General features: G+C 57.8%; 12 protein-coding genes. 2 read left to right on the top strand and 10 right to left on the bottom strand.

Annotated features, from left to right (window positions below; translation table 11 throughout):
* Window positions 1-267: 267 nt before the first annotated feature.
* The gene (locus R5H23_RS15995) at window positions 268-1,092 is read right to left on the bottom strand and encodes a hypothetical protein (RefSeq protein ID WP_317216029.1); all 825 of its coding nucleotides are present in this window, start codon (window positions 1,090-1,092) and stop codon (window positions 268-270) included.
* Window positions 1,093-1,359: 267 nt separating this feature from the next.
* On the opposite strand from R5H23_RS15995, the gene R5H23_RS15990 reads away from it, so the two are divergent.
* Window positions 1,360-1,731 (top strand): hypothetical protein, encoded by a 372-nt coding sequence (locus R5H23_RS15990; protein ID WP_211514834.1) that lies wholly within the window; start codon window positions 1,360-1,362, stop codon window positions 1,729-1,731.
* Window positions 1,732-1,827: 96 nt separating this feature from the next.
* Here the strand turns inward: R5H23_RS15990 and R5H23_RS15985 are convergent, their stop codons facing one another.
* The 8 genes from R5H23_RS15985 to R5H23_RS15950 all read right to left on the bottom strand — a co-directional run bounded on the left by R5H23_RS15985 (window position 1,828) and on the right by R5H23_RS15950 (window position 5,320).
* A complete protein-coding gene (locus R5H23_RS15985) occupies window positions 1,828-2,022 on the bottom strand; it encodes a hypothetical protein (RefSeq protein ID WP_317216028.1) in 195 nt (64 codons plus the stop codon).
* The gene (locus R5H23_RS15980) at window positions 2,019-2,732 is read right to left on the bottom strand and encodes an HD domain-containing phosphohydrolase (RefSeq protein WP_317216027.1); all 714 of its coding nucleotides are present in this window, start codon (window positions 2,730-2,732) and stop codon (window positions 2,019-2,021) included. Before R5H23_RS15980 ends, R5H23_RS15985 begins: the two co-directional genes overlap by 4 nt.
* 54 nt (window positions 2,733-2,786) lie before the next feature.
* Complete coding sequence (locus tag R5H23_RS15975; RefSeq protein ID WP_317216025.1) at window positions 2,787-3,212, bottom strand: hypothetical protein; 426 nt, start codon at window positions 3,210-3,212, stop codon at window positions 2,787-2,789.
* On the bottom strand, window positions 3,209-3,508 hold the full coding sequence (locus tag R5H23_RS15970; protein WP_061510726.1) for a hypothetical protein: 300 nt from the start codon (window positions 3,506-3,508) through the stop codon (window positions 3,209-3,211). The genes R5H23_RS15975 and R5H23_RS15970 overlap by 4 nt, the downstream gene beginning before the upstream one ends.
* A gap of 4 nt (window positions 3,509-3,512) precedes the next feature.
* Window positions 3,513-3,800, bottom strand: a complete 288-nt coding sequence (locus R5H23_RS15965) for a DUF2312 domain-containing protein (RefSeq protein ID WP_215767207.1) — start codon at window positions 3,798-3,800, stop codon at window positions 3,513-3,515.
* Window positions 3,801-3,810: 10 nt separating this feature from the next.
* Window positions 3,811-4,287 (bottom strand): helix-turn-helix transcriptional regulator, encoded by a 477-nt coding sequence (locus R5H23_RS15960; RefSeq protein ID WP_317216024.1) that lies wholly within the window; start codon window positions 4,285-4,287, stop codon window positions 3,811-3,813.
* A 78-nt stretch (window positions 4,288-4,365) separates the two neighbouring features.
* Window positions 4,366-4,896: a hypothetical protein gene (locus R5H23_RS15955; protein ID WP_011251394.1), complete on the bottom strand. Its 531-nt coding sequence runs from the start codon at window positions 4,894-4,896 to the stop codon at window positions 4,366-4,368.
* A gap of 70 nt (window positions 4,897-4,966) precedes the next feature.
* The gene (locus tag R5H23_RS15950; protein WP_317216023.1) at window positions 4,967-5,320 is read right to left on the bottom strand and encodes a hypothetical protein; all 354 of its coding nucleotides are present in this window, start codon (window positions 5,318-5,320) and stop codon (window positions 4,967-4,969) included.
* 594 nt (window positions 5,321-5,914) lie between these two features.
* Between R5H23_RS15950 and R5H23_RS15945 the strand changes: the two genes are divergently transcribed.
* Window positions 5,915-6,874 carry a hypothetical protein gene (locus R5H23_RS15945; protein ID WP_317216021.1) on the top strand — a complete coding sequence of 320 codons (960 nt, stop codon included), beginning with the start codon at window positions 5,915-5,917 and terminating at the stop codon, window positions 6,872-6,874.
* A gap of 123 nt (window positions 6,875-6,997) precedes the next feature.
* Here R5H23_RS15945 and R5H23_RS15940 read toward each other — a convergent pair.
* The coding region (locus R5H23_RS15940; protein ID WP_317216020.1) for a 3'-5' exonuclease at window positions 6,998-7,355 on the bottom strand (358 nt) is incomplete at its 5' end.

The following is a 7,355-nucleotide window of genomic DNA, read 5'->3' as shown; positions in this document are numbered from 1 at the left end:
CCTGTAACGTGCCTCCCCGGACGGTCCGCAGGACTGGCCGGGGAGGTTGAGGAGCCGTCTCACGAACAGAACACCCAGACCAGGACCGTCCGTCATCGGAAAAGAACGCGGGTGAGCCGTACCCGAAAGGGACAGACCCGAGGGCCAGACGCCCGCCTGAGGGCGGCTGGACGTCGGGGCTAGGCGGAGCTTGGTGACGAAGGAGCCTAGCGCAGTAGGGCGAACGAACCCGTCAGGGCCGCCCCGATCCCTCTTTTCTTCTGCCCTTCAAACCACCCACGGGTCCGTGTCGAAGAAATGGAAAAGACTGGCCTTTCCCTCCCGGCTCTCTTTCTTCGTCTTCCTTTTCAGAATCTTCCGCTCCTGGCGAGCCTTGCGCCTTTTCTTCTCGTCAGCCTTCCAGCAGTCCCGGAGAACCGGGCGCAATTCTTGATACTGGCCTGCAATGCGGCCGTAGGACACGCGGCGGTAGCGCGCGAAGCCTCCGAAACGATCGACATTCTTCAGTAAAGTGGCTCTCCCCAGCCCGGGATAGAAGATGACGGCAACGCCGTCCTCTGCCTCGAATGCTGAGGGCAGCCGGAGGAAAAGGGTGGCGAAGCCATCCGAGGTCTGAACCCATCCGGGCGCTGGCCCTGCCAGTTGCCGCAACGGCATCAGGTCAAAGTCCGGACAGTTCTCGGCTATAGCCGCTGTGAGAGGCGGAGACCTGCGCCAGAAGGTTGCGCAGCATCCGGCCCAGTCCTTCGAAGGATCCGTTGGAAACAGGATCGAGAAAACTGTTGTGAGATCCGCTTCGTACACGAGCTGACCGCCCTGCCATTTGGCAAAGCCCGGATCATCGAAGCAGTCAAAATACTCCATGCCCCGGATACTGACGTCGGGATAGTCGTCAGAAAGCCCGTCTCCGTGACGGAGGAAGGACGTGCCGATGCCATTTTCGAGCGTCATCACCAGTGTGGTGTCGCTCTCCCACACCATCTGGTCCGGTGCGCAGGTCCGGTAGGCGCGCTCTTCGGCGATCTGGCGCAGACGGTCCTGCGGGCCGGTGAGCGTGAAGACTGTTGTGACGGGAGTAGCCACGGAAAGCATCCTTTTCTCTTTTCAGATGCTCTCCCGCAAGGCGCAGACGGCTGGACGGGACAATGGCGCGCCCTCCAGGGCGCGGGCCGCGTGCGGCCGGACCATTGTGGCGGCCTGACGGCCTGTGGCTGGCCCCCTTTCTCTTCTGACCCGACTTCCGCTTCTCCTGACCCCGTGTTTCAGCTCCTCGCCGCAACTCTTTGAGCTTTCGACTGTTTTTCTCTTCACAAGGGCGGTCGACCTCATGCCGGCCATACATCAAACCGCGAGATCCCAATGAAGAAGATGCTGATGCTGGCTGTTGCAGCCGGCCTGATGACCACGACACTGACAGCCGCCCAGGCGGAGCCGGGCGGTTGCGTGAAATACGGTGCTGCCGGTGCAGTCGGCGGCCATGTCGCCAATCATCATGGCGTCCTTGGCGCCATGGGCGGGTGTGTGACGGGCATGTATGTCCGCCACGAGCATCGCAAGGAAGCCCGTCAGAAAGCCGCGCTGTATGACAAGGATCATCCGGGCGCCAAGGGCTCCTACGAAGAGAAGGCCACGGCCTATGATGTCGAGCATTCGACCAAGCCGGGCCAGATGACCTCTGACGACAAACCGACGGCTCCGACCGGGGACGCCAGTTCTTCCTCGCCGCAGTAAGACCCTGTCACAGACGCAACCCGTGCCGGTATCACTCGGCACGGGTTGCGATGGGCTCCGGCCTGTCCTTTGTCTGACCTCTTCCCGGTGACTTTCTCAGTGCTCCCCCCGGGACAGGCTTACTTTTTGCACGACGGCTTCGGCCTGCAGGTAGAGTGCGTCGATCATGGCCAGACCTTCCTCTCTCCGGTTGTCCGCCAGCAGGCGGTCGGCTTCCCGGGCGAGGACCTTGAGGGGCGCCGTCTCGTGAGACGACGTGTGGATTGCAGGAGGAACAGGGAGTGAGATCATGGGGTGTCGTTCCGAACACTGATGGTGCGTGAAGAAAATGGGACCTGGGCGGGCAGTGGAACATAGCCGCGCACCGGCTGAGCGGCGCTCTGGCGGATCGCAAGAAGATCCTCAAAAGCCTCCACCGCAAGGCCTGCGAGCCGGGGATCGAAGGCCGTCCCGGCCTGCTCCCGGAGGAAGGTTTTGACCTGTCGGGGCGACCATCCGGACTTGTACGAGCGTTTCGACAGCAGTGCGTCGATGACATCGGCCAGCCCGACGATCCGGGCAGCCAGCGGAATGGCGTCACCCTGCAGGCCAAACGGATAGCCTTTTCCGTCATACCGCTCATGGTGGAGCAGAACCGCCTCATGAACGATCGTCGGCACATCGGCAGAAAGATGAAACAGGGCCCCGAGACCCATGGAGGGATGCTGGCGCATCACCGTCATCTGGCGGGAGCTGAACGCTCCGGGATGATTTAACAGGCTGTCTGGCAGGAGGAGCTTGCCAGCATCGTGCAGTCGACCTGCAAGCTCCAGGGAGCTGGCGCACAGCCCACTCCCTGCAAGATGACCAATCAGACCTGCCAGTCGACCGACACGCTGGCCATGACCGTCATCGCCTCGGGCGAGCTGCGCCAGCAGACTGGCGAGAGGGGGACCCTTCTGGGAGTCATAAGTTGCAGGACGTCTCACGACTTCCTTGAGGAGCGTCTGAAGTTCCGGCATGTCACCTCTTCCGATTGCGTAGGCTCATCCTACGGACGCTGAATGTGAGTCCGGTCAGGCCGGATGCAGGAGACAGCGGCCGAGGCCGCCGAGCAGAAGGGCAACACTGGTCACGACAATCCTGATCCCGCGACGACTGCGGTCTCCAGATGCCGACACCAGACCCGTGAGACGTTCGGCGACCTTGACCAGAGCCAGTGTAACGCAGGCGAGAAGCATCCACGGCCAGAAGGTCGGCGCGAACAGCGGCTGGCCAAGGGCGTGCAGGTGCCACGATTGCGGTCCCGCAACCTGATCCAGTGCACAGAACCCGTCCGTCGCGTTGGTCACAAGAAACAGCATGCCTCCGGCGATGAAGCTGAACCGGCCGACACGGCGGGGCGGCGTCGCCGCAGGCGCGTCCCTGTCCGGAAGACCTGTATAGCGAACGGTGGTCACAACAGTCGGCGACCAGGTCGCATGTGCAGAATAGGACGTCACAGGCCGCCCCCCGGGAAAAGGCGCGAGAGGGACAGCAGGAGCAGGACCGCACCGAGGCTCGCGAACACGGCGCTGCGTCGGCGCTCAAGTCCGTAATCCCGGCCGTCATGGCCGATCTCCGGTCCCCCGGCCCTGATCAGAGCCCCGAGGCCTCCGCCGAGGATAAAGACAGGTCCGATCAGAGCGCCGAGACGGGGCACGACAAACGCAAACAGAAGCAGGCCAATACTTGGCCAGCTGGCCAGAACCTCGCTGATCACTTCCGCAACGCGCTCCCGGACCGGCACGTTGCGCATGGCGTCACATTCCCAGGGCACGGCGGTAAATCTCCAGAAGGGTTTCCTGAGCCTCGACCTCTGCGGGCTCCTGTTTGCGCAGCCGGATGATCATGCGGATGACCTTGACGTCGAACCCGGCCGACCTGGCTTCGGCAAAGATATCCTTGATGTCACCACTCAGCGCCTTGCGCTCTTCTTCCAGGCGCTCGACCCGCTCGATGATGGACCGCAGCCGCTCGGCGGCGATGCCGCCTGCGACGGCACCCTGATTGTCCTGAGAGTCGTCAGGAAACGAAACGCGTTGCAACATGATCAACCTTTCAGAGATCGGGTGAGAGGCAGATGGGGGCGTGTGGCCGGGGCAGATCGCGATGACCGTCTGCCAGGGCTTCCAGCCAGCGGGACTCTCTCACTGGAAGATGCCCGTGACTTGAGATCAGACGGCGAAGGGCTGTGCGATGCTCCCCCAGACGCTCGGCGAGGACGCGCTCGGACCAGCCGATCGTGATCAGGGCACTGGTGATCGCGTAGCCATTTAACGGGGGGCGATTACCCGGAGGCGGGACAGCGCGCGCCAGCGGGTGGCTCAGCCTGCGATGGAGGATCCCGAGCGCTGAAAGCCATTTCAGGAAGTGCGGATCAGGCTGCCCCTGCCCGTCCTGCCAGCGCAGGATCCGGTCTTTCGAAACCCCGGATCGGCGCGCGGCCTGACGCGCGCTCCAGCCGATGACAGACAGTTCGTTGGCAATCGAAAGGGTCACCCGACGATGCCCGGGACGAACGGAGCGTGAATCCACACGTCCTCCCCCCGGTTGCCCACAACGCTGTCCACCGGATCCGGGGATAACCTCCCGCAAGGCCTTCACCGCCATTGATCAGCCGTGCCGTGCAATATCAGTGAACGTCCGATCCTGTGCGCCCTGGCGAATGTGTTTGGCCATATGCGGCGAGACAATCCGGTAACGGTTGGGTCGGCGCGGATCCAGTCGCTCCTCGATCAGCCCCGCCCGCTCCAGGGCCGAAAGGGAGTCCCGCACCTCACCGACGGAGAGGCCGAGCCATGTCGCAATTTCGCTGGCGGTTTCATGTTCGGTCAGGGACGCAAAGACCAGATCCTCGATCGGCGAGGTCCTCACGGTTCGTGTTGCCGGCATCCAGGGCACACGGGCATAAACACTGTGACCCAGGGCGGCGATTTCGCCAGCCTGTGCAAGCGTCGTCAAAGCCATGGGCAGCGCCCCGGCCTGCTCGGGCGTCAGGTTCGCACGGAGTTCAAGGACATTATACGGCCCCCGGTTGAGGCAGGTCCGGACGTGCTGAAGAACGGACTGATAGACCTCACGCTGTGTCTCGGCCTTGAGCTTGCGGAAGATCCGCGCCTTGGGTTGATGACCGCCAAATTTCACTGTGCTGCCCCGTCGTCTGTGACCGTCAGGACATTCTGCCGGAGACTGTTGTGAGTGCAGTCACGCGACGTCACCATTGGCCTGCCGCCTTCATGCAGTCATAGGCGTTCCGGAGATTGAACAGGCCAACAGCCACCCAGACCGGAACGAAGACGAGGACATGCCAGCGCGGCATGAAGGCTTTCGTCTTCCACAGGCGCCGCAGATCCATTCCGAGAACGCTGAGAGCCAGGGAGAACAGGATGGCCTGTGCAACCATGGTCCAGACCATCTGGATATCGAAAGGAAAGACCATCCAGCCAAACCCGAGGACCAGTGTCCCCGCGAAAACCATGCTGCCGAGCATCCATGGAGAGTTCAGGGAGGGAAAAGAGAGTGCCCTGGGCAGGGCAGCCTGCTTGGAAGATATGAGTTGCTCGGTCATACCGGGCAGTATGACGAAGGCGTTTGTGAGTGCGGTTCAGGCAGTCTATTTCGGGAGGGGCCAAAAGGAGCAGGTCAGGATGCAGTCATCAGCACTCCAACCGATCCAGCTTCCATGGCTTGCACGTCATAACCGGATGACAGGGCTCCCTGTCCTATCGATCCTTATGTCTTTCTGAGCGTAGCATGGGAATCAACAGGCCAAAGACGATACCGACGGACACCCCGAGAAGCGTGTTTCCAATTAAGAGGCCAAACGCAGCCCCCAAAGAAATTCCCATTGCCAAAGCGGCGAGACCATCACGCGACTTCTTCATGAAATAGAACTCCGAGACATAACGTCCTGTGAGGTCCACAGGCCAAGATGACACCATATGCGCCCATCTATCCCATCGCACGCAAGAGCGAAGGCAACAGGTCAGTTTTCGCCTCATCTCGGACGTAGAACTCGTTGACTGAAAGTTTTTAAAGCGGACATTCTGTAGGATATTTTTTCCTTCTTTTTTATTTTTTTTGATATAAAATGATATTTTAGAGAGAGTATTTTATGTGATCCGGAATAATAAAAATTCCAAAATAAAGGAATTAGGAAAAGATGAATAATAATGTGAATAAATATACATCTAATATACCGGACAGGGAGCCACGTGATTTCTTAAATGATTCGGAAATCCAACATTTAGTATCTAAGGCCAAAGACACAGACATTACGTTCCAGGCTAACGACACAGAATTTATGATAAGTTGCGTTAATAAATTTCAGTTAGATAGTAACGATATATCAGACCAAAATAACACGGACGCGTTATCAATCGGATATAAATATTTGCTTTCTTTCGCCGCCATTAATAAGAAAGACCGTAAAATTTACGCGCTTTATGAAGTGTATAGTTTGGCGGATAATTCTCCTGTTTATTTAAACAAAGCTATCGATGTCGATAAAAACTTCCATTGTAAAGGTATAGGTCGGGCTTTTCTAACTGAAATGCGTAAAAACGGGATTGATGCCAAAACAAGTGGGAAATATACGAAGGCAGGAGCAGCTCTTCTTAATTCACTCCCCCCAAAACCAAAAATACGTTCAAATATATGGAAAAAAACCGAGACGTATTTCTATGGTATGCTGGCCGCAAGCAAGACAGCATTAGTGATTTCTGTTGTTTCCGGCGTCACTGCTGGTTTGTGCATTGCTTTCAATGTCGAATCTGCAAAGCCATGGATAGAAAGATTTATCGGTATTTATACGCTACCAAACGGATTTGGTAAATACTTTTACCAGTTTACGCCTCTGTTGGTGTTTTCCGGACTTATATCAATATTTAGAGTAACAATACTGGAATTTATTAATCATGCGATCAGAGTATTAATAGTTGGAGTGTTGATGGGATTTCTTGGTTCTTTGACTGCCTTTATGAGTTGCGAACTAATTATTGTAATTTTTATGGCACATACGCCCAATACTCCATCTATAGGCAGCGTTTCTGCAATGCTAGTGCTATCTCTAATTAATATTGGAGTGTTTGACATCCTTTGCAAAGAATTCATTAAGAAATAATTTACCTGATTTCCATCAAATCAACCAAGAAATCAGACGTTCAAAGGGTTTCTCTTTATCTATATGTGGCCCACAGCTGACATTCCGCGTCCCCCCCCCAGTGCGGCCACCGCACGTGAGTGGTCAGAACCCCATCGCCTCTCTCTGACCCTGCCGATTGAAAACCGTTCCCCGTTGGAACGCGGGACGGCGCCTGAGATTGCGCCCCCAGCCATCCCGCCGCGCCTGGAGCGGGATCTCGTCGATGAAGCAGCTCGGATTGGCCTGCTCGCCCCGACGAAACTCGCACCAGGACACACTGACGCGCTGGCGGCCGCGGGTGAGTGCGACATAGGCCAGTCGACGTTCCTCCGCCGGATCAATGTTCGTTCGCGACGGGAACAGCGTATCTTCCCAGCCGATCAGAAAGACATGCCCGAACTCCAGGCCCTTTGAGCCATGGATGGTCATCAGCTTGACCCGGCCGACACTGTCATCGTCG

The organism is Gluconobacter sp. GP1, from assembly GCF_032913585.1.
Taxonomy (GTDB): Bacteria; Pseudomonadota; Alphaproteobacteria; order Acetobacterales; family Acetobacteraceae; genus Gluconobacter; species Gluconobacter cerinus.
The sequence above is the reverse complement of the archived record's forward strand: the minus strand, read 5'-3'. Positions and strand labels throughout refer to the sequence as shown.